Raw genomic sequence first — 22,697 nt, forward strand, 5'->3', positions numbered from 1 at the left:
ATGAGCAGCGCAATCCTCGAACGTCAGGCCAATTCCCAAGGCCTTCCCGGGCTCAAGTCCTTTCGCGGTCCCTTTCTGGTTTTACTCGTCTTTGCTGTCGTCATCCCGCAAGTGCATTCGGATTATTTGTTCGATGCCATTCTGACGCCATTCCTCGCGATCAGCCTTGCCGCATTGGGGCTCAATCTTTTGACCGGTTATGCCGGTCAGGTGTCTCTGGGAAGTGCGGCCTTCATGGCGGTGGGGGCCTTCGCCGGATATAATTTCCTGTTGCGGATTCCGGGCTTGCCGCTGCTCGCGGGTCTCGCTTTCGCGGGACTGACCGCAGCCGTCATTGGCATCGTTTTCGGTCTACCCAGTCTCCGCCTGCGTGGCTTCTATCTTGCCGTTTCAACATTGGCGACGCAGTTCTTCGTCCAATGGGCGCTCACCAATATCAGTTGGTTTTCAAACGACGACACATCCGGCGTCATAAGCCCGCCTCCTTTGCATCTGGGTGGTTTTGCGCTGGACAGTCCGGTCAGGCGCTATCTGCTTTGCCTCGGCGTCGTCGCGGTCCTGACCTTTCTGGCCATGAGGCTGGTCTCCGGCCAGACCGGCCGTGCCTTGATCGCCGTGCGTGACAGCGAACTTGGCGCGCGTGTTCTGGGGGTCAAGGTCCTGCGCACGAAGCTTTTCATCTTCGCTGTCAGCAGCTTCTACATTGGCGTGGCTGGCGCCTTATGGTCCTTCGCCTATCTGCGGACGATCGAGCCGGACGGATTCGATCTCGACCGCTCCTTCCAAATTCTATTCGTGATCATCATCGGCGGTCTTGCCAGCATTCGCGGGGCCTTCCTCGGTGCCGCGTTCATTGTGGTCCTGCCGCTTTTGCTCTCACGCGCCGGTGCCATCCTGCTCGGGCCCGGGTTCGACAGCGGACTTGTCGACCTGGTGCAGAAAATTTTCCTCGGCGCTCTCATCATTCTTTTTTTGAGGCTCGAACCCGCCGGTCTTTCCGCCCTCGTCGGTCGCTTACGCATCCGGCGCAACGCGACCTGAATCGTCATTCGGTTTCATACGGAGTCTTCTATGGTCCCTATTGCAAAGAGGCTGGCAGCGCTCGCGCGCTCAACAGCCCTGGTGGCAGGTTTCGCTCTTGCGGCCGCCATCCCCATGGTCTCGGCGCAGGCTGCCCAACCGGAACAGTATTTTCCGCTGCAAAGCTATCGCGTCGGCCCTTATGCCGCAGGTGGAACCGGCTTCTTCGGCGGCTTCATCGACTACATGAACCTCATCAATCTGCGGGACGGCGGCGTGAACGGCGTCAAGCTCACCTGGGACGAATGCGAGACGCAGTATATCGTCGAGCGTGGCGTTGAATGCTATCAGCGGCAAAAGACGCATGTTCCAGGCCCCTCCGCCTGGAATCCGCTCAGCGTCGGCATCGCCTATGCCATGATCGACGGCGTGACCGCCGATAAGGTGCCCTTGATCACGATCGACCACGGCAGGACCGATTCCACGGACGGCGCCGTTTTCCCTTACGTGTTTCCGCTGTTGATGAACCCCTATAGCGAAAGCTCGGGCATCATCAATTTCATCGGCAGTCGCCTGGGCGGTGACGCCAAGCTTGCCGGCAAGTCGATCGTCGTCCTGTATCACGGCTCCCCCTACGGTCGTGAGACCGTTCCCATCTATAAGCTGCTCGCCGCCAAATACGGTTTCACGGTGAAGCAGATCGAGGTCCCGGCGCCAGGCACTGAACAGGAATCGGAGTGGTTGACGATTCGCCGCACCAATCCCAATTATGTCGTGCTGCGCGGCTGGGGCGTGATGAATCCGGTGGCGCTCAAGACAGCGCAGAAAGTCGGTTTCCCGGCCGACCATATCATCGGCAATGTCTGGAGCAATTCCGAGGAAGACGTAATACCGGCCGGTGGCGCGGCGAAGGGCTATATTGCGCTGACGACGCAAGCGACCGGAACGACCTATCCGGTGGTGCAGGACATCGAGAGGCTCGTCTATGGCGCCGGCAAGGGCAATCTCGCGGATAAGGCGCGTATCGGCAGCGTCTACCACAATCTTGGTATCGTGAACGGCATTCTGAACGTCGAGGCCATCCGGATCGCTCAGGCGAAGTTCGGCGACCGGACCTTGACAGGTGACGAGGTCCGGTGGGGCTTCGAGCATCTGCAGCTCGATCCGGCGCGGGTAAAGGCGCTGGGTGCGGAAGGGCTGTTTCATTCCATTAACGTCACCTGCTCCAATCACGAAGGCGACGGCTATGTGACCTTCCAACAATGGGACGGGGCGAAATGGGTTCGCATCAGCGACTGGATCGCTCCGGACTGGACGCTTCTGCGTCCGATCATTGAAACATCGGCCAATAAATACGCCAAGGAACACAGCATCACGCCGCGCGACTGCGCCAAAGAAACCGTCGCGGCGAACTGAGGTCACCATGACAGTCGCGCCCGCCTTGTTGACGTTGGAGGATGTGGACGTCGTCTACGGCGCCGCCATCACGGCCGTGCGCGGCGTCAGGCTTCATGTCGGGCAGGGTGAGATTGTCACCCTGCTCGGTGCGAATGGCGCCGGAAAAACCTCCACATTGCGCGCGGTCTCCAATCTGTTGCATGCCAAGCTCGGCCGCATGAGCCGAGGCCGCATCACCTTCGACGGCCGATCGACAGCGGGCTTGCCCACCAGCCGGCTGGTGTCGTCCGGACTGGTTCAGGTTCTGGAGGGGCGGCACTGCTTCCGGGCGCTGACTATCGAGGAAAACCTCATCACCGGCGCGATCGGACGGCGGGCCAGCAAGGCCGAAACCGCCACGGATCTGGAGCTTGTCTATGCTTTGTTTCCGCGTCTGCGGACCAAGCGGGCGGTGCTTGCCGGCCTGACGTCCGGGGGGGAGCAGCAGATGGCGGCCATCGGCCGGGCGCTGATGGCGCGTCCGCGACTGCTCATTCTCGACGAGCCCTCCATGGGTCTGGCGCCGATCGTCGTCGCGGAAATCTTCCTTGCCCTCACAGCGCTCAATCGCGATCAGGGGCTTTCCATCCTGCTGGCCGAACAGAACGCCACGGTGGCGCTTAAGGCCGCGCACCGCGGCGTTGTGCTGGAAAACGGCCGGGTCACCCTGACCGGCATCGCATCCGAGCTCAGCGCGCGCGACGACATTCGCGCGGCCTATCTCGGTCTCAACAAACCGCCTTCGTCTGAGTCTTCGCGCTCAAAATCCATTGAGGTTGTCGCATGAACGTCATTAAGCCGAATACCGGGCATCCGCCCTTGGGTAAGAGTGGTGTTCCCGGATTGCCCCGGCCGTCTGCCCCAGCCCATGTCATCAGCGATGATGCCGAGGCGATCGCGGTTGCCCATAGGCTGGCCGCTGATTTTGTCCAAGGTGCCGCCGCGCGTGACCGGGATCGCGTCGCGCCGGTCCGGGAACTCGACCTGTTCTCGCAAAGCGGCCTGTGGTCCATCAACGTGCCCCGCGCCTTTGGTGGGCCGGAGCTTTCCTATGTGACGCTATGCCGCGTTATTGCGATCATCGCGGCGGCCGATCCCTCCATCGGGCAGATTCCCCAGAACCATCTGGGTGTCGTCGCGGCCATTCGGACAGTCTCTGATCCGGCCCAGCAAACATTGCTCTTCGACCTCGTGTTGAGCGGTCTCCGCTTCGGCAATGCCTTCTCGGAATTCGGTTCCAAACGGGCGGCCGATTTTGAAACCAAATTCGAGGACGCAGGTGACCACGTCATCGTCACCGGCCGGAAATTCTACTCGACCGGCGCGATCTTCGCGCATCTGGTGCCGATCGTGGCCTTGGACGATCAAGGGCGTGCCTGGTACGCGATTGCGGATCGCAATGCGCCCGGTCTGACGGTCATCGATGACTGGTCGAGCTTCGGGCAACGCACGACAGGCAGCGGCACGGTCATTCTTGATCGCGTCACCGTGCCGAAGACGCATCTGGTGCCGGGTTATCTCGGCTATGAGCGGCCGACAGCGGATGGCGCGATTTTCCAGATCATCCAGGCCGCTGTCGATACCGGCATTGCGAAAGCAGCGATTGAGGACACGATCGCCTTCGTCCGCACGAAATCCCGCCCCTGGATCGATAGCGGCCTGGATCGCGCGTCCGATGATCCTTACACAATTCAGGCGATCGGTGATCTGACGATCCGGCTTCACGCGACCGAAGCACTTCTCGATCGTGCGGGTGCCGCGATCGATCGCGCCGTCAGCGATCCGACGAGCGAGAGCGTGGCGACGGCGCAGTTGGCGACAGCCGAAGCGAAGGTGCTGTCCACGGAACTGTCGGTCTATGCCGCGAGCAAGCTATTCGAACTGGCCGGCACGCGGTCAACGCTGGCGGCCGAGGCACTCGATCGGCATTGGCGTAACGCAAGGACCCATACGCTCCATGACCCTGTGCGCTGGAAATACGCGATCCTTGGAAACCATGCGCTCAATGGCGTCAACCCGCCGCTCCATGCCTGGAGTTAGCGGCAAACGCAGTCTCGATTATTGGCGTGTAGGCGATCGGGTCTGACGGATCGCTGAACGACATCGGGCGCAGACTTTATGGGCAGGGCGATATCCGCTAGCCAATTTGGTCTGCGCTCTCCTCCGGCAAACCCCCGGACGTCTCGAACAGCAAGGCGCGGACCCAGCGGTGGCCGGGGTCACGATGCGTCCGTTCATGCCAGACGGCGATCTTGCTGAACCCGGGTATGGCGACGGGCGGCGCGCGCATGGCGAGCCCGGGGGCACCGCTGACCAGGCGGCGCGGCGCGACCGCGATCAACTCTGTCCTGCGCAGCACTTCCGCCAGCACCAGAAAGCTCGTGACCGACAGCGCGACATGGCGGGCGCGGCCGATCTCGGCCAGCGCATCATCCGTCACGCCCCAGAAGCGCTCGCCGGCATAGGAGACGAGCGCATGGTCGAGGGCACAGAAACGGTCGAGCGACAGCACCTCCGTCGCGGCATCGGCATGGTCGGCGCTCAGCGCACAAACATAGGTTTCATCGAATAGGCGGCGCGCATGCAGGTCCGGCGCCGCACTGTCCGGCGTCATCAAAGCCAGGTCCAGGTCGCCGCGCTCGAAAGCGGTTTGCACGCGGTCGCTTTCGACCGGGCGGATGGCGACGCGAATGGCGGGCGCGCGGCGGCGCAGCGCCGCCAGGAAAGGCACCACGACGGCCTGCTGCGCGTAATCGGTCGCGGCGATGGAGAGGGTGAAAGCGGCGGTCAGCGGGTCGAAACCGGCCGGCAGCAGCAGGCTGTCGACATCCCCCAGAATCTGCTTCAGCGGGCCGGCCAGTTGCGCGGCGCGGAGCGTCGGCAGGATTCCGTGCGGCGTGCGGACAAACAGCGGGTCGCCGAAACTCTCCCGCAGCCGGGTCAGCATGCCGCTGACCGCCGGCTGGGTCAGGCTCAACCGCGCCGCCGCGCGTGTCACGCTCCGCTCATCCAGCAGCGCGTCCAGCGTGCGCAGCAGGTTCAGGTCCAGGCTTCTGATATCGCGCATTCTGATGGCGTAAATCGGACATTGTAATTGGCGTTATGTCCCCTTAGCTGGTATCTCAGTTTCTGTCACCCGGTCATAACCGGCTGCGGCTGGCCGCTTTCCGGCAGCCGAAGCCAGTCGTTCGGCCGTCGCATAAGGATAACCGCATGAATCCCGTCTATCCGCGTAGCTTTTCCCATATCGGCCTGTCCGTGACCGATATCGACGCGGCCGTAAAATTCTACACTGACGTGCTGGGCTGGTATCTCATCATGCCGCCGACCCTGATTACCGAGGATGATAGCGCTATCGGCATGATGTGTTCCGATGTCTTCGGCGCCAATTGGGGGCAGTTCCGCATCGCGCATCTTTCGACCGGGGACCGTGTCGGCGTCGAGATCTTCGAATTCAAGAACGCCGAGAAGCGTGAGAACAATTTCGAATACTGGAAATCCGGCGTCTTTCATTTCTGCGTGCAGGACCCCGACGTCGAAGGCCTGGCCGCCAAGGTTGTCGCCGCAGGCGGCCGCCAAAGAATGCCAGTGCGCGAATATTTCCCCGGCGAGAAGCCCTACCGCATGGTCTATATGGAAGACCCCTTCGGCAATATCTTTGAAATCTACAGTCATAGCTACGAGCTGACCTATTCCGCCGGCGCTTATTCCTAAGGGCCTGTCAGGTTTTGATAGAGACCTCGCCGCCCATACTTCGTCGTCCGCGCACGCGTTGCGCGGAACTACCCGACGTGGCGCCTCTCTGGCCGCTTGCCTGTGCAAACGGGTTGAAGCTGCGCAGGACAGAGTCGGGGGCGCTTCCGATCAAATCTGACAGACTGTACAGCCGGACCCAAGATTCGCTCGTTTGACGATACAAAGGATAAATAGAATGTCGGCATTATTTCAGCCGTTTGAGCTGAAAGACGTGACTTTGCGCAACCGCATCGCGGTGCCGCCCATGTGCCAATACAGCGCCCTGGACGGGTTCACCAACGAATGGCATTGGGTCCATTACCCCAGCATGGCTCGTGGTGGCGCTGGCCTGGTGATTGTGGAAGCAACCGGCGTCTCCCCCGAAGGGCGCATCACCCCGGGCTGCACCGGGTTGTGGGATGACGCGCATGTCGAAGGCATGGCGCGCATCGCGTCCTCCATCAAGGCGGCCGGAGCGGTGCCGGGTATCCAGATCGGCCATGCCGGCCGCAAGGCCAGCGCCAATAAGCCCTGGGAAGGCGATGACCATATTCCGGACGGCGCGCTCGGCGCCTGGCCGACCATCGCCCCCTCCGCCATCGCTTTCGGTGGCGGTCTGCCCAAGGTGCCGAAGGCGATGACGATTGCCGATATCGAGCGCGTGCGCGCGGATTTCGTGGCTGCCGCCCGCCGGGCGCGCGATGCCGGTTTTGAGTGGCTGGAGCTGCATTTCGCCCACGGCTATCTCGGCCAAAGCTTCTTCAACCCGCAATCCAACCAGCGCAGCGACCAATATGGCGGAGATTTCCAGGGCCGCAGCCGCTTCCTGCTGGAAACGCTGGACGCCGTGCGCGCCGTCTGGCCGGAAAACCTGCCGCTGACGGCAAGGTTCGGCGTCATCGAATTCGACGGCCATGACGATCAGATCGTCCCGGAATCCATCGAACTCGTGAAGGCCTTTCGCCGTGGCGGGCTGGATATGCTCAATGTCTCGGTCGGCTTCTCGACGATGGACGCCAATGTGCCCTGGGGGCCGGGATTCCTCGCGCCCATCACGCAGCGCGTGCGACAGGAGGCCGCATTGCCGGTCTCCGTCGCCTGGTGCATCGACGGCGCTGAGATTGCCGATCTGGTGATCGCGGAACAGCAGGCCGATCTGGTGATGATCGGGCGGGCCCATCTCGCCAATCCGCATTACGCCTATGATCTCGCCCAGGCTTTGGGCGAGAAGGATCCGGCTTGGACTCTGCCGGCACCTTACGCGCATTGGCTGGCGCGCTATGCCGGTCCGGGACGGCCCTCGGCGCAGTAAGGGGGCTTGCGATGGGGACGCGCGTTAGGTCGGGTCCCCATCCTCCTCTGCGGCACTCGCACCCATGCGGAAATTGCTCAGCGTCGCCTTCATGTCGCGCATCCGGTCCAGCTGATCGCCGTGACGGCGCAACGCGACCGCGATCGACAGCACATCGATGACGACGAGTGCGGCGACGCGCGATGTGGTCGGCGTGAAGGCGTCGGTATTGTCCAAAGTCTCGACCAGCAGCGTGATGTCGCAAAGGTCCGACAGCGTGGCGCGTGCGCCGGTCAGCGCGATGGTCTGGGCACCATGGTCGCGAGCGATGCGCGCGGCCTCGATGATCCCCTGGGACAATCCGGTATTGGAAATGGCGACCGCGACATCCTCCGGTCCCATCATCGCGGCGGCCATGACCTGCTGATGGCTGTCGGCCAGCGCCCGGCAAGGCACGCCGAATAGCGGGAATTTCTGCTCGGCATCCTGTGCGACGATCGCGGAAGCGCCGAAGCCAAAAAAGGTAATACTGCGAGCCGAGGCGAGCACGTCGATGGCAGCGCCGAGGGCGGCGGCATCCAGATGATGCCGCGCCCAGTCCAGGCTGGTCATGGTATATTCGAAGATCTTCTCGACGACGGCCGCCGGCGGATCGTCGCTGCGGATGACGGAATGGGTCGCGGGCGTGCCCAGCGCCACGCTTTGCGCAAGGCGCAATCTGAAATCATGAAAGCCGGTGCAGCCGACGGCCGTGCAGAAGCGGATGACGGTCGGCTGGCTGACATCGGCGAGCTTCGCGACCTCGGCCACCGTGCCGGCCAGAACCTGCTGCGGATTCGCGAGCACGAGATCGGCGACCTTGCGTTCGGATTTGCGCAACTCGTCGATCGATAGTCGCACGACTTCCAGGATATTCGGTCCGGCGCGGCGGTGATGGGGCTCCGGATTACGGGACATTGGACCAGGCGCTTTCATGGGGTTCGACCAGAGAATGCTCTGCGATAGGCCAAGCAGGCTGCCCCTGGCAACAGGCGGATAGGGCCGATGACCTGCCCTGGGCCTGAGATATGTGTAGCGCTGCTACTTTTGTGAGGCTCTCATCGCCTATATTGGCGCGGAAACATCCAAAATTGCCATTGCCGGACCGGATATCGTGAATTAAAACTACAGGACGCTGGATGATGGGCGGTCACAAGTTAGAACGACTGGCCCGTCCGTCATCGGCTGAAGCAACGAAGCAATCAATCATCAGCCTAAGCTGGGGAAACGCGATGAAAAGACATCTGTTGATGGCGGCAGCCTTATTCGGGGGCAGTTTGGCGGGCGCAAGCCTGCTGACGGCGAGCCCCAGTTTCGCCAAGGACGAAAAGATCGCCGTCATCATCAAGGCGACCGATTCGGATTTCTGGCAATATATGGTCGTGGGTGCGAAGAATTACGCGCATGACCATCCGGGCGTCAGCGTCACCATCTATGGTCCGCCCTCCGAAACCGATGTCGATCAACAGGTTTCGATCCTCGAAAACGTGGTGACCCGTCATCCTGACGGTATCCTGATCGCACCGTCCAGTTCCGACGCGCCGGTGGAAGCCATCGGCCAGGCCATTTCCCAGGGCATTCCGGTGGTGACCGCCGATAATCGCGTCCGCGGCGTGACGGTGACCGGTCATCTCGCGACCGACAATATCAAGGCCGGCGGACAGGCGGCACAGACGCTGGTGGATATGCTGAAGGCAGCCGGCAAGCCGCTCAAAGGCAAGATCGGCATGATCAGCGCCTACGCCGGCGTTCAGGTTCTGACAGACCGTGACAAGGGTTTTTCCACGAAACTCGCGGAAATTGCACCGGATCTGAAACTGCTGCCGGTGCGTTATATCGATAATGATATCCAGAAGGGCATGTCCTCGGCGACCGATGTGATTTCCGCCAATCCGGATATTCTCGGATTCTTCGCCGATAACAACCATTCCGCGGACGGCACGGCGCTGGCGATCCAAAGCAGCGGCAAAACCGGCCAGCTGGTTGCCATCGGTTTCGATTCCGATCCGCAGGAAGTCGATGCGCTGAAAAGCGGCGATCTCTCGGCGCTGGTGGTGCAGGACCCGTACAGCCTCGGCTATAAGGGCGTGCAATTCGTCATCGACGCCATCAACAAAAAGCCGGTCGCGGCCTATACCGATACCGGCGTCGCGCTGATCACCAAGTCCAATATGGATCAGCCGGACATGAAGGGCCTGCTCAACCCCTTGACCCGCAAGGAATAGGCCGCGGATGTCGGCGGCAGCCCCAGTGATGCAGGCGCCGAGCGTGCAGCCCTTCCTGCGTCTGGACGGTATTTCCAAAAGCTATCCAGGCGTGCGCGCGCTTTCCAATGTCACGTTGGAGGTGATGCGGGGGGAGGTGCATGCCCTGTTGGGGGAGAATGGTGCGGGCAAATCGACCCTCATCAAGATCCTCATGGGCGTCATTCAGCGCGACGAGGGCAGCATGTTTCTCGACGGTGAAGCGGTGGAAGTCCGCTCGCCGCTGCGAGCCCAGGCACTGGGGCTTGCCGCCGTCTATCAGGATGTGACCCTCGCCCAGCCTTTGACGGTGGGCGAGAATTTCTTCCTCGGCCATCTGCCGCGAAAGAACGGCATGGTCGATTGGGGCCATATGCGGCAGGAGACGGAGCGCTTTCTCCGCTCCCTCGGCATCATGACGGATGCGCGCATGCGCGTGGGCGATCTGCCCATCGCGCAGCAACAGCTGATCGCCATCGCCAAGGTCATCTGGGGCGGCGCCAAGCTGATCATCTTCGATGAGCCGACGGCGCTGCTGACCAATGCCGAGACGGATATTCTGTTCGGCATCATCGAGAAGCTGAAACAGGAAGGCCGCTGCGTCATCTACATCTCCCACCGGTTGGAGGAGATTTTCCGCATCTGCGACAGTGCCACCATTCTGAAGGATGGCGGCTTCGTGCGCCGCGTTCAGGTGGCTGATGTCACCGAAGACGATATCATGGCCATGATGGTCGGGCGCAGCCTGGACGCGGCCTTTCCGCATCGGCCGCCGACGCCGGGCGATGTGGCGCTGGACCTGCGCGGCATCACCGCCGCCGGTCGTCTGGACAGCGTCGACCTGACGCTTCGCCGCGGTGAAATCCTCGGCCTCTACGGGCTGATCGGCGCCGGACGGACCGAGTTGCTGCGGGTGATTTTTGGCGCGGACCCGATGGATAGTGGGGAGATGCGCATCGAGGGCAAGGTCGTGAAACCAAACTCGCCGCTCGGCATGATCCGCGAAGGTGTGGCGCTGCTGACGGAGGACCGCAAACACCAGTCGCTGGCCCTGCAACTCGACGTCAATGTCAACATGAACCTGGTCGTCAGTCAGAACCAGGGACGGTTCGGTCTTCTGGAGAGGAAGAAGGAAGATGCGGTGACGGGGCGCTTCATCCGTGCGCTGAATATCCGCACGCCGTCGCCTTTCCAGAAGGTTCTCAATCTCAGCGGTGGCAACCAGCAGAAGGTCGTCATCGGCAAATGGCTGGCCGCCGATCCGCGCATTGTGCTGTTCGACGAGCCGACCATCGGCGTCGATGTCGGTGCGCGCGTCGAAATCTACGGCCTTATTCACAAGCTGGCCGATGAAGGTCGCGCCATCATCGTCGTCTCCTCCTATCTGCCGGAGGTGATCGGCATCTCGGACCGTATCGCGGTCATGCATAAAGGACGCATCATGGGCATCGTTGACAAGGAAGAGGCGACGGAGGAGCGGCTGTTGCGGCTTGCCTCCGGCCTCGCGTCATAAGAGCGATAGTGACATGGCAATGACGATTCCCGGCATCGGCCCGGCCAAGGGCGCGAAGCGGCCCCCGGCGTCCAGCTTCTCCTTCTGGCATCGCTACAGCACGGAATTGACGCTGGGCGCGATTCTGGTGGTGTTCTTCCTTATCCTGAGCTTCGCCTCGCCCTATTTCTTCACGCAGTCCAATCTCGCGAATCTCGTGAAGCAATCGGCCATCAACGGCATCATCGCGCTGGGCGTGACAGCGATCATCATCACCGGCGGCATCGATCTTTCGGTGGGCGCTGTGGCGGGATTGACGGGCGTCGTCACCGCCATGCTGATGGTCGGTGGTTGCGGTGTCCTTCTGTCATGCGTCGCGGGTCTGGCGGCGGCGGTCGTCATCGGCATCGTCAATGCGATTATGATCTATGAAGGCGGCATCCCGCCTTTCATTGCCACACTTGCGACCATGACGATGGTGCGCGGCCTGATCAGCCTCATCACCAATGCGATGATGATCACGGGATTGCAGCCGAGCTTTCTGAAATTCGGTGAGGCCTCCTATTTCGCGCTGCCGTCGCAATTCTGGGTCTGGATCATCCTTGCCGTCGTCATGGCTTTTGTGCTGACACGCACAAGGCTGGGGCGGAATTTCTACGCCATCGGCGCCAGCCAGGAGGTGGCGCGGCTGAGCGGCATCAATCTGCGCCGCACCATTTATGCGGTCTATGGCCTGGGCGCGCTGCTGGCTGGCATCGGCGGTCTTGTGCTCACAGCGCGCGTGCGCATGGCGGCACCGACGGCGGGCGAGGGGTATGAGCTTTACGCCATCGCTGCCGCCGTCATCGGCGGCGCTAGCCTGAACGGCGCGCAGGGCTCCGTGCTTGGCGCCATTCTCGGTGCGCTGATCATGACGACCATCACCAATGGCGGCAATCTGCTTGGCATCGACGCGTTTACGCTGCAGATCGTCATCGGCGCGCTGATCGCGGGTGCGGTCTGGTTGGACAAGCTACGCAAGGGCGGCAGGCGGTAGGGGATTTTGCATCATGAGCCGTCATCCCGGCACGTGTTGCGGGAATCTTCTGACTTGGGTGCTCAGGAAAGAAGATCCCCGGGTCAAGCCCGGGGATGACGGTTATTGGTGGGGAATGTATTTAATGATGTGTCATCCTCGGGCTTGACCCGGGGATCCACTCTTCACCACTAGGCCAACCGATACGCCACACCCGGCGCCGCCGGCAGCAGATTGATCGGCAGATCGGGCTGTGCGGCGGCAGCTTCGATATCCGCACGCGGCAGGGTATTGAAATCAAACATATCGAAGTGATGCGCGATCATCGTCGGAATGCCGGCCTGCGCCGTCAGCGCGATGGCTTCGGCGAGAAAAAAATTGCCCGGCACACGCTGCGCCGCCAGCGCCGCCGAACGGCCATTGACCGGCAGCAGGGCGATATCGGCGCCTAGCGCTCGCACTTCATCGACCTGTCCATCGAAGGGAATAGTATCGCCCGCGTGAAAGACGGTGCAGCCGCCGAGGGTCATGGCATAGCCGAGGAAGACGTGACAGCCTTCCGCGTCTCTCTCCACTGTCTCATGCGCCGCGCGGACAGCGCGGATGGTGAGGCCGGGCAGGGGAGAGATGGTCTCGCCCGCATCCATGGTGACGACGCGATCGGCATCCACGCTGGCGCGCGTCATCGCCTCCGTCAGCTTCGCGCGCGGGCTGATGACGCGTGTTTGCGGCTGCAACGCCAGCAGCGGTTGCAAGGTGCGGGGATCCATATGATCCGTATGGGCATGGGTACAAAGCACAAGATCGATCGGCGGCAGATCCGCGACCGCGATCGGTGTCAGCATCATCCGCTGATGCGGAAAGGGCTTGCCGCGATATTTCTCGGCAAGGCTGTCCGACAGGTAAGGGTCGATCAGCAGCGTCAGGCCGCCCCCCCGGATCAGAAAGCCGGCCTGACCGAGCCAATAGAGGCTGACGCCCTCGGCCGGTTTCTGAACGCGCGCTGCCAGCGGCCCGGTGAAAGGCTGCGCGTCACACCGGACGCGCATGGTCGTCCTTCAGCGCCGCCAGCAGGTTCTGCACGGCGATGACCGTCGTGCGGTCAACGCTCTCCTCCGTGAAGGCGCCGATATGGCTGGTCGCGATGACATGCGGGTGGCCGGCAAGGGCGAGGGACTGCGGCGGCTCCTCCGCGAAGACATCGGCCGCATAGGTATCCAGCTGCCCGCTTTCGATCGCGGCCAGAATGGCGGCCTCGTCCACCAAGCCTGCGCGCGCGGTATTCACCAGGATCGCGCCATAACGCATGCCGGCCAGATGGTCCGCATCGATCAGCGGACGGCCGTTCGCCGGCGGCGGGCAATGCAGCGTCACGATATCCGATTCCGCCAGCAGTTCGGGGATGTCAGCCCAACGGAAATCCGGCGGCGTCTCGAAATTCGGCCGCATCGGATCGTGGCCGATGACACGCGCGCCGAGCGCACCGGTGAGCTTCACGACATCCCGCCCGATGGCACCGCACCCGATGACACCCACGGTCGCACTGCGCAATTCGCGACCACGACGACGCGGCCAATGGCCGGCCTTGATGCCGGCATCCGCCGCCGGCACATGGCGGAGCGCCGAAAAGATCAAAGCGATCGCCAGTTCCGCGACACCGGCCGCATTGGCACCATCGGCGGTCAGCACGGGAATGCCGCGGGCGCGCAGATGGTCGACCGGCAGATTGTCGGTGCCGACGCCATTGCGCGCGACGGCGCGCAGGCTGCCGGCGGCAGCGATCACGGCCTCCGATACCGGTTCCACGCCGGCGATCCAGCCGATGCAATCGGGGATGAGGGACAGCAGCGCCGCCTCGTCAGGCTGTTTGCCCGCAGGGCCCAGAACGACTTCGAAACCATGAGCCTCGAAATGCGCGAAGGCCGGATGCGGATGCGCGGTCAAGCTACGCGGCGTGACCAGAATTTTGCCGGACATGGTGCTAAGCTCGCTTCACGGCGCCGACCTCGCCCGCGATGCGCGCCAACGCATCGAAATCAGGCCCGCTGGTCGGGATATCGATATGGAAGACCTCGGCAATCACCTGCGTCCAGCCATGGATGAAATAGGTCCAGCCGTCTTCGATCTGCAAATGCTTTGCCGTTTCCTGCGCGCGCGCCTGATCGAGGAAGATGAGATTGCCGCGATAGTTCAGGTCCCAGACAATGGCGCTGTCCGGGAATTGCACCGCGTCCGTCAGCGGCGAACCCGGCGCATCCTTGCCCAGGCCGGTGGCGTTGATGACGAGCGATCCGGGTTTCAGCGAAGCCACAACGGCGTCATTGTCGCACGGATCCGGGGCGCAGACATAATCCAGCTTGGCGGTCGTCGGCACCTGTTCATGAATGCGACGGATCTCGTCCAGCCGGCTTTGGCTGCGGTTGGAGACGACGATGCGGCTCGGCACATTGGCGCCGCGCGCCGCGCGCATCAGATGCCAGGTCAGCGCAATGGTGGAGCCGCCGGCCCCCATCGAGAAAACCTCAGCCCCCGTCTTGGCGAAATGATCCGGCGGCAGAAATCCGTCCAGCGACAGGCCGGAGCTGATCGGGTCCTTGGCGTGACAGACCAGCTTGCCGTCCAGCTTCGAGATGCAGCTTGTCTCATCCATGAAAGCGGCATGCGGGTCGATGACATCAAAAAGATCGTGGCAGGCCTTGAACAGATCGATCTTATGCGTCGTCACCAGCGCGCCGGCCGACATCGGGTCGTCGCGGATGAATGCCACAGCCTCGCGGTAGGCAGCCGGGTCCGCGTGCAGCGGAAAGTCGATGCCTTTGATCTCGGCATCAAGCCCGAGATGCGCGGCCCAGGCAGGGAAAACCCGCATGATGGAGCTTTGGCCGGTGGACACGCCGATGAAATAGAGCGTCGGCCGCGTGGCAGGGGCGGGAAGGGGCATGCGATCTCTCCTGCTCAGCCGCCGCGGGCCGCGCGCACGCGGGCCACCGCGGCACGGGCCTTGGCCGTGATGTCAGACCAACGGCCGTCGCCCATATCCTTGGTGGTGGCGATCCAGGTGCCGCCGACGGCGAGCACGGATTTGATCGTCAGCCATTCCGCAATGGTGCTTTCGGTGACGCCGCCGGTCGGGATGAAGCGCGGCCCGAGATGGGCGAAGGGCGCCGAAACGCCGGACAGGGCGGCGGGTCCACCGGCAATGCCGGCGGGGAAGAATTTGCAGAGTTTCGCGCCCAGTTTCATGGCCGCGCCCAATTCGCTCGGGGTCATGATGCCGGGTGCGAAGGGAAAGTCGCGCGCGGCGGCACCGGTCATGATCTCGGCGTCGAAGCCGGGGGCAAGGCCGAAGGCGGCACCGGCAGCTTTGGCAGCTTCCAGCGAGGCGATATCCAGAATAGTGCCGGCGCCGACCAGCAGATCAGGCCGCTTGTCGCGCAGGATATGCATCACATCGGCGGCGGCCTTGGTGCGGAAGGTGATTTCGGCGAGCGGCAATCCGCCTTCCAACAGCGCATCCGCGAGCGGCAATGCGTGGTCAATGCTGTCGATGGCGATGACGGGTACAACGCCGATGGCGCCGATGCGGTCCAGTAGATCGGTCATGTTACATCTCGTTCTTGCTATTGGCGGCATAAAGCGCCGCGATGTCGTCCCTGTGCCGGGGCCTATAGAGCGTGTTGTCGCGGAGCGCCCAACCTTGCCCATCCGCCACCACCCGCTGGCGCATGCCGCCCGCACGGTCGATGATAGCATAATCCTGCCCGGAATCGGCCGGATACATGAAGGACATGACCAGTTCGGTGCTGCCGATATTGACGGAGCGGTGAATCCAGAAGGGCGGCACATAGCATATGTCGCGCGGACCGATGGGCAAGGCCCGGATCTCGCCTTCGGGGCTTTCCAGCAGCATCACGCCTTGACCAGCCTCGCCGTAATAGATTTCCGGCCGATCGGCGCGGGCATGGATATGGCCGCGGGTGAGATAGAACTCATCGCCGATGCGCCCTGGCTCCATGCGCGTGACGCCGAAGATGAGATCGCCGGCATTCGCGGAGGGACGGTAATCCGTCACTTCATAAACTATCCCGTCGCCCGCGCTAAGCGCGGCGGCGAAGGCCGTCTGGTCCTCATACAGACCGTTCAGATCGGAGAGCTGCTTCGTATAGCGGCCCGAGGCCTGGCCGAGTCGTCCGGCGGAAACCGAGACGGGACAAAGGATCGGCTCGTGCAGTTGCATGACGCTTCCCTATGCGTTTGTAGTTTAACTACCTTTATACGCCCTTTGTCGCGAAGAAAATCCCCAAAATCGTCCAAAGAGCGTTGACGGCCCCCTAATTCATGAATTATTGCTACAAAAAATCATCGCGATCACGCGATCATAGGGAGAGAACAATAATGACCGTTTCAGGATTTCGCCGCTTGCTGCTGGGCTCCGCCTTGGCTGTGACGCTGGCCCCCTTCGCTGCCGCCACCGCCCATGCCGCCTGTTCGGTCGGTGTGTCCATGTTCACGCTCGGCGCGCCCTATTATGCAGCGCAGATGGCAGCCGCCGTCGATGAAGCGAAAAAGAACGGTTGCACCGTCACCACGGCCGACGGTCAGAACGATCTGACCAAGCAGATCGGCGACGTAGAAGACATGGTCTCCAAAGGTATTCAGCTGCTCATCATCAATCCGCGCGATCCGGAAGCGATGGTGCCCTCCGTCAATGCGGCCGCGCGGGCCGGCGTGAAGGTTGTGGTCATCGACAGCGGATTGGACCCCAAGGCCAAGTACGTCACCCTTGTGCAATCATCAAACGACCAGAACGGTTTCCTTGTCGGTCAGTGGCTGGCCGACAAGATGGCCGGCAAGCCGATGAAGATCGCGCTGATTTCGGGCGACAAGGGCAATATCGTCGGTGAGGAACGCCGCCTGGGCGTGCTGAAGGGCGTGATCGAGGAGCAATTGGTCAAAAGCGGCCATGCCGGCTTTGACGTTGTCGCCCAGGGCTGGGGCGGCTGGAATACCGATGGCGGCCTGAAGGCGATGGAAGACATCCTGACCGCGCATCCGGACGTCAATGTCGTGCTCGGCGAGAATGATTCGATGGTGCTCGGCGCGCGGGATGCGCTGCGCGAAGCCCATAAGCTTGACGGCGTGCTGCTGGTGGCCGCCGCTGACGGGCAGAAGGACGCGCTGGAGCTGATCCAGAAGGGTGAATATGGCGCGACCGGCCTCAACAATCCGGATCTCGTCGCCCGCACCGGCGTCGATATCGGGCTGAAGGCGCTGGCCGGCAAGCTGCCGGCGGACTTCCCGCGCGTTGACTACACGACGCCCGAAGTCATCACCAAGGACAATGTCGCCAAGTTCTACAATCCCAAGGCGGTCTTCTGAACGAGCCGAGGTAGAAGCGAGACCATGAGCGATCTTCTGACGCTGACCGGCATCACCAAATCCTTCGGTGGCGTCAGGGCGCTCAAGGGCGTGGACTTCTCCCTGAGGGCGGGGGAAGTTCATGCTCTGCTTGGCGAAAACGGTGCCGGCAAATCCACGCTCATGCGCGTCGTCGGGGGGGAGCTGCAGCCCGAGGCCGGCAGCATCACTTTCGAAGGCCGCAGTCTGACCCTGGCGGACCCGAAAGCGGCGGCCGATCTCGGCATCGCCGTCATCCATCAGGAACTGGCGCTGGCGCCCGATCTGTCGGTCGCCGAAAACATCTTCATGCGGGAATTGCCGGCGGCGATTTCCTGGGGGAAGCTCAACCGCCGTGCGCGGGACGTGCTCGCCCGCATGGGTTTCGAACTCGACGTCCGCCGCCGCGTGGGTGACCTCGCGGTCGCTCAGCAGCAGGTGGTGGAAATCGCCAAGGCGCTGTCGCGCGACGTCAAGGTCATTGTCTTTGACGAACCGACCGCCGTTTTGTCCTCGCGTGACGCGCAGCGGCTGCATGACATCATCGCCGTGCTGCGGGATTCAGGTGTCGGCATCGTCTATATATCGCATCGGCTGGAGGAGGTCTTCAAGATCGCGGACCGCATGACGATCATGAAGGACGGCGCTTTGGTCGGTGTCACCTCACCGCAGGTCTCCACCATCGACGACGTCATCCGCATGATGGTCGGGCGGTCTTTGGCGGCACTTTTCCCGAAAGCCGCCCATCGCAGTATCGGGGAGGAGGTTCTGAAGGTTGAGAATCTTCGCCGTGGCATCAAGGTCCGTGGCGTCAGCCTATCGGTGCGCGCGGGCGAAATCGTCGGCCTCGGCGGTCTGGTCGGTTCCGGCCGCACGGAAACCGCGCGGCTGATCTTCGGGGCGGACGCCAAAGAGTCCGGGGAAATCCGCGTCCACGGCAAAGTCGTGAAAATCAATTCGCCGCTGGATGCCGTGCTCGCCGGTATCGGCCTGGTGCCGGAGGATCGGAAACATCACGGCGCCATACTGGATATGTCGATCCGCATCAATACGACCATGGCGCGGCTGAAGCCGGTGGTGAACGCTTTAGGTTTCATCCGCCGTCAGCGCGAGCGCGATACGGTGATGAAACTCGGCCAGCAGCTGCGGTTGAAATCGGCCGGGCCCGAAGCGCCCGTCTCCAGCCTTTCGGGTGGCAATCAGCAAAAGGTCGTGCTGGCGAAATGGTTCCATGCCGGCGGCGATGTCATCATCCTGGATGAGCCGACGCGCGGTGTGGATGTCGGCGCCAAGACCGAAATCTATGGCTTGATCGAGGAGCTGGCGGCTGCCGGTCGCGCTATCCTCGTCATTTCCTCGGAACATCAGGAGCTGTTCGGTCTCTGTGACCGCGTTCTGGTGATGGCAGAAGGGGAGCTGCGCGGCATGCTGCTGCCGGAAGACTATTCCGAGGAAAAGCTTCTCGCCCTTGCCATGACAAATTCCGTCGCGGCCGATCAGGCCGCCCCGCTCGATCTTCCTGCGCATAAGCATCAGCCGGTGAATTGATATGACCCAATCCGTCACAGCGACCCCCGTTCCGGCGTCGCGCCGGTCCTTCGATGCCGGCGAATTCTTCCGCCGCTACGGCACCGTCTGTATCTTCGTGGTGCTGGTGGTCGGCGCCGCCTTCGAATCGAATGCCTTCCTCAGCGACCGCAATATCATGAATGTGCTGCGCCAGATTTCTGGCACCGGCATCATGGCGGTCGGCATGCTGTTCGTGATCCTGACGGGCGGCATCGATCTGTCGGTCGGCTCCATCCTCGCGCTCGGCAGCGTCGTCAGTGCCATCGCGATCGATGCGCATGGCACGGGCCTGGGCGTCGGCTTGTCGGTCGCGGCGGGGGCCGGTTGCGGCCTCGTCACCGGCGTGCTGGTCGCCTATGCTGGTCTGCCACCTTTTGTCATCACGCTGGCCGCCATGACGGCGGTGCGCGGCTTCGCGCTGATCGTGTCGGACGGTCAGCCGATCATGATGGGTGATGACGCCAGCACGGTGATCACCAATTTCGGGTCCGGCTTCTTCCTCGGCATTCCTGACCCTGTCTGGCTGATGGCGCTGGTCTTCGTCCTGGCCGGCGTGGTGCTGACCTTCACCAAATTCGGCCGTCTGGTGAAAGCCATCGGCTCCAATCGTGAAGCCGTGCGGCTGTCGGGCATCGCCGTGCCGCGTTACGTCATGGCCGTCTATGTCATCTCGGGTGCGCTGGCGGCACTCGCCGGTGTCATCACCACCAGCCGGACGGGCGTGGGCTCCGGCGTCGTCGGTGTCGGTTCGGAACTGAACGTCATCGCCGCCGTCGTCATCGGCGGGGCCAGCCTGATGGGCGGCAAAGGTGGCGTCATCAACACGCTGCTCGGCGCGTTGGTGATGGGCGTCATCGCCAATATCATGAACCTGGTCGGCGTGCCGGGCTACAATCAGCAGGTCTGCATGGGCGCGATCATCGTCATCGCCATGCTGCTGCAGCACGGATCACGCTGGTTCAAGCGCTGAAGTTTTTCAACACCCTCATGTGACGGGGCTATCGCGTGTATCTCGAAAAATTCAGGCTGGACGGAAAAGTGGCAGTCATCACCGGCGCGGCGCGGGGCATCGGCCTTGCCTGCGCCGAAGCCCTGTCGGAAGCCGGCGCCGCCGTGGTATTGACCGACATGAACGGTGCGGCGGCGGCAGAGGCGGCGGCGGTGCTGGCAGAACGCGGCTATACGGCCTCGGCCGAAGCGCTGGACGTGACGGACCCGCGCGGGGTCGAGCGCGTGCATGACGCGGTCATCGCGCGGCACGGGCGTTGCGATATCCTGGTCAATAATGCCGGCATCGCCATCAGCAATCGCCCGGCCGAGACCATGGATGACGCAACCTGGCTGAAGGTGCTGGACGTCAATCTGAACGGCACCTTCTGGTGCTGCCGCAGCTTCGGCGCCACCATGCTGGCGCAAGGGAAGGGGGCGATCGTCAATATCGGCTCCATGTCCGCCGATATCGTCAATCGGCCGCAGGAACAGAGCCAGTACAATGCCTCCAAGGCCGGGGTGCATCATCTGACACGCTCGCTGGCGGCCGAATGGGCAGCGCGCGGCGTGCGCGTGAATGCGGTGGCACCGACCTATATCGACACCGAACTCAACGCCTATGTCTATGAGAATGCCGAGATGTATCGGCATTGGGTCGGCGGTACGCCGATGAACCGGTTGGGCAAGACCGAGGAGGTCGCCTCCGTCGTGCTGTTCCTGGCCTCCGAAGCCGCCAGCCTGATGACCGGCTCTATCGTTCTGGCGGATGGCGGCTATACCTGCTGGTAGAGGCGGGTTCTCGGTTCTTCAGGTCCGGTCAGAAACGGCATGGCTAAGGGGAAGCGGCGCGCAACGACGGGATGGCAGGCTCAAGGCCGGCCATGACGACATCGGGGCCAATTCAATTGGGTTCTGACTGACGCTGGCTGGTTGGAGGGGGAGACCAAAACATGGCCGAAGGCCTGATACTCGCGATCGATATCGGCACCGGCAGTGCGCGCGCCGCGCTGGTCGACGGGCAAGGCCTGGTTCTGCGTGTGGCGTCGCGCGAGCATGAGCAGATCGTCCTGCAATTCGGCTGGGCGGAGCAGCGGCCCGCGCAATGGTGGGCCGGCACGGTTGCCGCGATCCGCGAGCTGCTGGACGGGATGCCGGACGCGCGCCAGGCGATCGAGGCGATCGCCGCGTGCGGGCAGATGCACGGCACGGTTTTGGTGGATGCAGACGGAAATCTGACCCGCGACACCGCGCCGCTGTGGAACGACAAGCGCACGGCGGCCAGCGTTGCGGCTTTCGAGGCTGCCAATCCATCGGCCGATTATCTCCGCCTGACGGCCAATCCGCCGACACCCGCCTGGCCGGGCTTCAAACTCGCCTGGCTGCGCGACAATGACCCGGATGCCTATCACCGTGCGGCGCATGTTCTGATGCCGAAGGACTATATCAATCTGCGGCTGACGGGCCAGGCCGCCATGGATCGCGGCGATGTCTCCTGCAGCTTCCTGAACGACTGCGCCAGCCATGACTGGTCACCCGCGATGATCGCGGCCTTGGGGTTGGACGCGGCGAAGCTGCCGCCTGTGCTTGACCCGCGCGATATCCTGGGCGCGGTCACGTCAGAGGCTGCCGCCGAGACCGGCCTGCGCGCCGGCACGCCGGTTCTGGTCGGCAGCGCGGATTATCCGGCGGCCCTGCTCGGTGCCGGCGTCTGCCGCCCTGGTCTTGCGTCGGACGTGACCGGCACATCCTGCATCATGACGGTGATCGCGGAAAAGCCGATCCTGGACCCCGAGATTTGCAATGTCGCGACCATCGAGGGCGGCTGGGGCGCTTTCGTGCTGCTGGAAACGGGCGGGGACGCCGTGCGGTGGGCACGCCGGGCGCTGCATGAGCGGCGGATGGATTATGCGGGCATCATGGATCAGGCGGAAACCGCGCCGGCGGGCTGCGACGGCCTGTTTTTCCTGCCCTATCTGACCGGGGAACGGTTAGGGGCGCATCGCAATGCCCGCGCACAGTTTTTCGGCCTCGGTGCCGGTCATGGTCTGGCCCATCTCGACCGCGCGCTGCTGGAAGGGGTGGCTTTCGCCGGCAACCGCGCGCTGCGCATCATGGCCGATAGCGCCGGGCAGAAGGTGGAGCGCGTCATCGCCACCAGCGGCGGCGCCAAAAGCCCGCTTTGGCTGAAGATCAAGGCCAGCGCCTATAACCGGCCGATCCTGGTCCCGCGTGAGGCTGAGAGCGGGTTGATCGCCTGCGCGGCCATGGCGGCGGCGGCCACCGGGCGTTTTGCGTCCTTGCATGCGGCCGTTGATGCCTTCGTGCGGTTCGAGCCCGAAATTCTGCCCGATCCCGCCTGGGCCGAGCGCTATGCGCGCATGCAGCCGATTTTCGACCAGCTTTATCTGCAAAGCCAGTCGCTATACGGCGCGTTGGATGCGCTGTCGGGCGATTGACGCGGGCGGGAAG

21 protein-coding genes are annotated in these 22,697 nt (G+C 62.9%); 14 read left to right on the forward strand and 7 right to left on the reverse strand.

Annotated elements, in window-relative coordinates; translation table 11 throughout:
* From ACELLULO517_RS16915 to ACELLULO517_RS16930, 4 genes are read left to right on the forward strand one after another with little or no spacing between them, the layout of a single operon-like run.
* Positions 1-1,041 carry a branched-chain amino acid ABC transporter permease gene (locus tag ACELLULO517_RS16915; RefSeq protein WP_227308576.1) on the forward strand — a complete coding sequence of 347 codons (1,041 nt, stop codon included), beginning with the start codon at positions 1-3 and terminating at the stop codon, positions 1,039-1,041.
* 30 nt (positions 1,042-1,071) lie between these two features.
* Complete coding sequence (locus tag ACELLULO517_RS16920; RefSeq protein ID WP_227308577.1) at positions 1,072-2,436, forward strand: ABC transporter substrate-binding protein; 1,365 nt, start codon at positions 1,072-1,074, stop codon at positions 2,434-2,436.
* A 7-nt stretch (positions 2,437-2,443) separates the two neighbouring features.
* Entirely contained in the window at positions 2,444-3,244 is an 801-nt protein-coding gene (locus ACELLULO517_RS16925) for an ABC transporter ATP-binding protein (protein ID WP_227308578.1), read from the forward strand.
* Positions 3,241-4,497, forward strand: a complete 1,257-nt coding sequence (locus ACELLULO517_RS16930) for an SfnB family sulfur acquisition oxidoreductase (RefSeq protein WP_227308579.1) — start codon at positions 3,241-3,243, stop codon at positions 4,495-4,497. Before ACELLULO517_RS16925 ends, ACELLULO517_RS16930 begins: the two co-directional genes overlap by 4 nt.
* A gap of 97 nt (positions 4,498-4,594) precedes the next feature.
* On the opposite strand, the gene ACELLULO517_RS16935 is transcribed toward ACELLULO517_RS16930, so the two are convergent.
* Complete coding sequence (locus tag ACELLULO517_RS16935) at positions 4,595-5,524, reverse strand: LysR family transcriptional regulator (protein WP_227308580.1); 930 nt, start codon at positions 5,522-5,524, stop codon at positions 4,595-4,597.
* Between the two features lie 146 nt (positions 5,525-5,670).
* Here ACELLULO517_RS16935 and ACELLULO517_RS16940 point away from each other — a divergent pair, with 146 nt between their 5' ends.
* Positions 5,671-6,171, forward strand: coding sequence for a lactoylglutathione lyase family protein (locus ACELLULO517_RS16940; RefSeq protein WP_227308581.1), 501 nt, complete (start codon positions 5,671-5,673; stop codon positions 6,169-6,171).
* Between the two features lie 217 nt (positions 6,172-6,388).
* Positions 6,389-7,504: an NADH:flavin oxidoreductase/NADH oxidase gene (locus tag ACELLULO517_RS16945; protein ID WP_227308582.1), complete on the forward strand. Its 1,116-nt coding sequence runs from the start codon at positions 6,389-6,391 to the stop codon at positions 7,502-7,504.
* Positions 7,505-7,528: 24 nt separating this feature from the next.
* On the opposite strand, the gene ACELLULO517_RS16950 is transcribed toward ACELLULO517_RS16945, so the two are convergent.
* Positions 7,529-8,440: an SIS domain-containing protein gene (locus ACELLULO517_RS16950; RefSeq protein ID WP_227308583.1), complete on the reverse strand. Its 912-nt coding sequence runs from the start codon at positions 8,438-8,440 to the stop codon at positions 7,529-7,531.
* A 314-nt stretch (positions 8,441-8,754) separates the two neighbouring features.
* Here ACELLULO517_RS16950 and ACELLULO517_RS16955 point away from each other — a divergent pair, with 314 nt between their 5' ends.
* The 3 genes from ACELLULO517_RS16955 to ACELLULO517_RS16965 are packed head-to-tail and all read left to right on the forward strand — an operon-like array spanning position 8,755 to position 12,293.
* The gene (locus tag ACELLULO517_RS16955; protein ID WP_227308584.1) at positions 8,755-9,747 is read left to right on the forward strand and encodes an ABC transporter substrate-binding protein; all 993 of its coding nucleotides are present in this window, start codon (positions 8,755-8,757) and stop codon (positions 9,745-9,747) included.
* Between the two features lie 7 nt (positions 9,748-9,754).
* A complete protein-coding gene (locus ACELLULO517_RS16960) occupies positions 9,755-11,278 on the forward strand; it encodes a sugar ABC transporter ATP-binding protein (protein WP_227308585.1) in 1,524 nt (507 codons plus the stop codon).
* Between the two features lie 13 nt (positions 11,279-11,291).
* A complete protein-coding gene (locus tag ACELLULO517_RS16965; protein ID WP_227308586.1) occupies positions 11,292-12,293 on the forward strand; it encodes an ABC transporter permease in 1,002 nt (333 codons plus the stop codon).
* A 170-nt stretch (positions 12,294-12,463) separates the two neighbouring features.
* Here ACELLULO517_RS16965 and ACELLULO517_RS16970 read toward each other — a convergent pair whose 3' ends face one another.
* The 5 genes from ACELLULO517_RS16970 to ACELLULO517_RS16990 are packed head-to-tail and all read right to left on the reverse strand — an operon-like array spanning position 12,464 to position 16,509.
* On the reverse strand, positions 12,464-13,321 hold the full coding sequence (locus tag ACELLULO517_RS16970) for an MBL fold metallo-hydrolase (protein ID WP_227308587.1): 858 nt from the start codon (positions 13,319-13,321) through the stop codon (positions 12,464-12,466).
* On the reverse strand, positions 13,305-14,249 hold the full coding sequence (locus tag ACELLULO517_RS16975) for a phosphoglycerate dehydrogenase (protein ID WP_227308588.1): 945 nt from the start codon (positions 14,247-14,249) through the stop codon (positions 13,305-13,307). Before ACELLULO517_RS16975 ends, ACELLULO517_RS16970 begins: the two co-directional genes overlap by 17 nt.
* 4 nt (positions 14,250-14,253) lie before the next feature.
* A complete protein-coding gene (locus ACELLULO517_RS16980) occupies positions 14,254-15,213 on the reverse strand; it encodes a shikimate dehydrogenase family protein (protein WP_227308589.1) in 960 nt (319 codons plus the stop codon).
* A gap of 14 nt (positions 15,214-15,227) precedes the next feature.
* Positions 15,228-15,875 (reverse strand): bifunctional 4-hydroxy-2-oxoglutarate aldolase/2-dehydro-3-deoxy-phosphogluconate aldolase, encoded by a 648-nt coding sequence (gene eda, locus ACELLULO517_RS16985; RefSeq protein ID WP_227308590.1) that lies wholly within the window; start codon positions 15,873-15,875, stop codon positions 15,228-15,230.
* A gap of 1 nt (position 15,876) precedes the next feature.
* Positions 15,877-16,509 carry a glucose-6-phosphate isomerase gene (locus ACELLULO517_RS16990; RefSeq protein WP_227308591.1) on the reverse strand — a complete coding sequence of 211 codons (633 nt, stop codon included), beginning with the start codon at positions 16,507-16,509 and terminating at the stop codon, positions 15,877-15,879.
* Positions 16,510-16,667: 158 nt separating this feature from the next.
* On the opposite strand from ACELLULO517_RS16990, the gene ACELLULO517_RS16995 reads away from it, so the two are divergent.
* The 5 genes from ACELLULO517_RS16995 to ACELLULO517_RS17015 all read left to right on the forward strand — a co-directional run bounded on the left by ACELLULO517_RS16995 (position 16,668) and on the right by ACELLULO517_RS17015 (position 22,684).
* A complete protein-coding gene (locus ACELLULO517_RS16995) occupies positions 16,668-17,651 on the forward strand; it encodes a sugar ABC transporter substrate-binding protein (protein ID WP_227308592.1) in 984 nt (327 codons plus the stop codon).
* A 24-nt stretch (positions 17,652-17,675) separates the two neighbouring features.
* Entirely contained in the window at positions 17,676-19,217 is a 1,542-nt protein-coding gene (locus ACELLULO517_RS17000; RefSeq protein ID WP_227308593.1) for a sugar ABC transporter ATP-binding protein, read from the forward strand.
* A 1-nt stretch (position 19,218) separates the two neighbouring features.
* Positions 19,219-20,208, forward strand: coding sequence for an ABC transporter permease (locus ACELLULO517_RS17005; protein WP_227308594.1), 990 nt, complete (start codon positions 19,219-19,221; stop codon positions 20,206-20,208).
* Between the two features lie 35 nt (positions 20,209-20,243).
* Positions 20,244-21,017, forward strand: coding sequence for an SDR family NAD(P)-dependent oxidoreductase (locus ACELLULO517_RS17010; RefSeq protein WP_227308595.1), 774 nt, complete (start codon positions 20,244-20,246; stop codon positions 21,015-21,017).
* Positions 21,018-21,178: 161 nt separating this feature from the next.
* Entirely contained in the window at positions 21,179-22,684 is a 1,506-nt protein-coding gene (locus tag ACELLULO517_RS17015) for a xylulokinase (RefSeq protein ID WP_227308596.1), read from the forward strand.
* The last annotated feature ends 13 nt before the right edge of the window (positions 22,685-22,697 follow it).

It is taken from the genome of Acidisoma cellulosilyticum, from assembly GCF_020621385.1.
In the GTDB taxonomy this organism is placed as follows: Bacteria; Pseudomonadota; Alphaproteobacteria; order Acetobacterales; family Acetobacteraceae; genus Acidisoma; species Acidisoma cellulosilyticum.

Bases quoted from the DNA above. Each gene is read 5' to 3' on its own strand.
- ACELLULO517_RS16960 (WP_227308585.1), top strand. From the start codon at position 9,755: ATGTCGGCGGCAGCCCCAGTGATGCAGGCGCCGAGCGTGCAGCCCTTC.
- ACELLULO517_RS17015 (WP_227308596.1), top strand. From the start codon at position 21,179: ATGGCCGAAGGCCTGATACTCGCGATCGATATCGGCACCGGCAGTGCG.
- ACELLULO517_RS16940 (WP_227308581.1), top strand. From the start codon at position 5,671: ATGAATCCCGTCTATCCGCGTAGCTTTTCCCATATCGGCCTGTCCGTG.
- ACELLULO517_RS16965 (WP_227308586.1), top strand. From the start codon at position 11,292: ATGGCAATGACGATTCCCGGCATCGGCCCGGCCAAGGGCGCGAAGCGG.
- ACELLULO517_RS16950 (WP_227308583.1), bottom strand. From the start codon at position 8,440: ATGTCCCGTAATCCGGAGCCCCATCACCGCCGCGCCGGACCGAATATC.
- ACELLULO517_RS16925 (WP_227308578.1), top strand. From the start codon at position 2,444: ATGACAGTCGCGCCCGCCTTGTTGACGTTGGAGGATGTGGACGTCGTC.
- ACELLULO517_RS16990 (WP_227308591.1), bottom strand. From the start codon at position 16,509: ATGCAACTGCACGAGCCGATCCTTTGTCCCGTCTCGGTTTCCGCCGGA.
- ACELLULO517_RS16935 (WP_227308580.1), bottom strand. From the start codon at position 5,524: ATGCGCGATATCAGAAGCCTGGACCTGAACCTGCTGCGCACGCTGGAC.
- ACELLULO517_RS16915 (WP_227308576.1), top strand. From the start codon at position 1: ATGAGCAGCGCAATCCTCGAACGTCAGGCCAATTCCCAAGGCCTTCCC.
- ACELLULO517_RS17005 (WP_227308594.1), top strand. From the start codon at position 19,219: ATGACCCAATCCGTCACAGCGACCCCCGTTCCGGCGTCGCGCCGGTCC.
- ACELLULO517_RS16955 (WP_227308584.1), top strand. From the start codon at position 8,755: ATGAAAAGACATCTGTTGATGGCGGCAGCCTTATTCGGGGGCAGTTTG.
- ACELLULO517_RS16930 (WP_227308579.1), top strand. From the start codon at position 3,241: ATGAACGTCATTAAGCCGAATACCGGGCATCCGCCCTTGGGTAAGAGT.
- ACELLULO517_RS16975 (WP_227308588.1), bottom strand. From the start codon at position 14,249: ATGTCCGGCAAAATTCTGGTCACGCCGCGTAGCTTGACCGCGCATCCG.
- ACELLULO517_RS16980 (WP_227308589.1), bottom strand. From the start codon at position 15,213: ATGCCCCTTCCCGCCCCTGCCACGCGGCCGACGCTCTATTTCATCGGC.
- eda (WP_227308590.1), bottom strand. From the start codon at position 15,875: ATGACCGATCTACTGGACCGCATCGGCGCCATCGGCGTTGTACCCGTC.
- ACELLULO517_RS16995 (WP_227308592.1), top strand. From the start codon at position 16,668: ATGACCGTTTCAGGATTTCGCCGCTTGCTGCTGGGCTCCGCCTTGGCT.
- ACELLULO517_RS16970 (WP_227308587.1), bottom strand. From the start codon at position 13,321: ATGCGCGTCCGGTGTGACGCGCAGCCTTTCACCGGGCCGCTGGCAGCG.
- ACELLULO517_RS17000 (WP_227308593.1), top strand. From the start codon at position 17,676: ATGAGCGATCTTCTGACGCTGACCGGCATCACCAAATCCTTCGGTGGC.
- ACELLULO517_RS16945 (WP_227308582.1), top strand. From the start codon at position 6,389: ATGTCGGCATTATTTCAGCCGTTTGAGCTGAAAGACGTGACTTTGCGC.
- ACELLULO517_RS16920 (WP_227308577.1), top strand. From the start codon at position 1,072: ATGGTCCCTATTGCAAAGAGGCTGGCAGCGCTCGCGCGCTCAACAGCC.